This is a genomic window from Ureibacillus suwonensis (assembly GCF_042655065.1).
Classification (GTDB): domain Bacteria; phylum Bacillota; class Bacilli; order Bacillales_A; family Planococcaceae; genus Ureibacillus; species Ureibacillus suwonensis.
This window is the reverse complement of the sequence record NZ_JBHSNQ010000105.1, coordinates 1-769: the sequence shown is the minus strand read 5'-3', so window position 1 is coordinate 769 and position 769 is coordinate 1. Positions and strand designations below refer to the sequence as shown.

At 41.2% G+C, this 769-nt stretch carries 1 pseudogene; it reads right to left on the bottom strand.

The annotated features are described in order from the left end of the window. Positions 1–268 precede the first annotated feature (268 nt). A pseudogene (locus tag ACFPOH_RS10850) lies at positions 269–614 on the bottom strand (transposase); the annotation flags it as partial. Between the last annotated feature and the right edge of the window lie 155 nt (positions 615–769).

Here is a 769-nt window from a genome sequence, read left to right as displayed (position 1 = left end):
TGTGCTAACTTAATTTTAACAGAAGAGGTCCTTATTTTTTATTGAAAAAATGAAAAACAGCCCATGAAATTTCATTCCAAAATTTCATGGGCTGTTTCCATTTTAGAGGGGGTTTTGTCCCAGCCACATTTTTTTCATTTTAAAACTATCTGCGAAACGCACTCAACATGTGTTGACTATACAGTAAGAACAATTATTCAGAAGTGGATAGTGTTTGCTGTTTTCTTAATACCCGTGTTCAAGATGTTATTTCTTTAGAACTATATCCTGAAACAAGCAATTCTGGTGCTACTGCCGCATCATTCCGATTCGCTGTGGTCAACACAGGAGATAAAATGATTCCCTCGGCAGTGGTGGAGAGATGGAGCTTATATCCTTTAAACCAGTGGTATCGGGTGGCCGCTCCTCATTTTGCTTGCGAATCGTAAAAACTACTTCGAAGTTCCGTGCTGTCGGATCCACACAATTTGGGGATACCGTACTTCTAAATCTTTGAGCAGCTGTGCGCGAAAAACAGGAAATCCCTGTTCTCAACCACTTCGCCGCGCGGAAAAACGAGGAGGGACTTCCCGAAGCCCGCAAGCTCGCTGAAAATAGCGAAAACGCCGGAGGATGGGCCTAACATAAAAGAAGTACACTTCATATCCAACACCTAATAATTTACATATAACCAAATAAAAGGGGCTGTCCGAAAAGTCGATTGAATCGACCTTCGGCTCAGCCCTTTTTTCTGTTTTTAGGGTACAAAAAAATCGTCCTTTTTTATAGA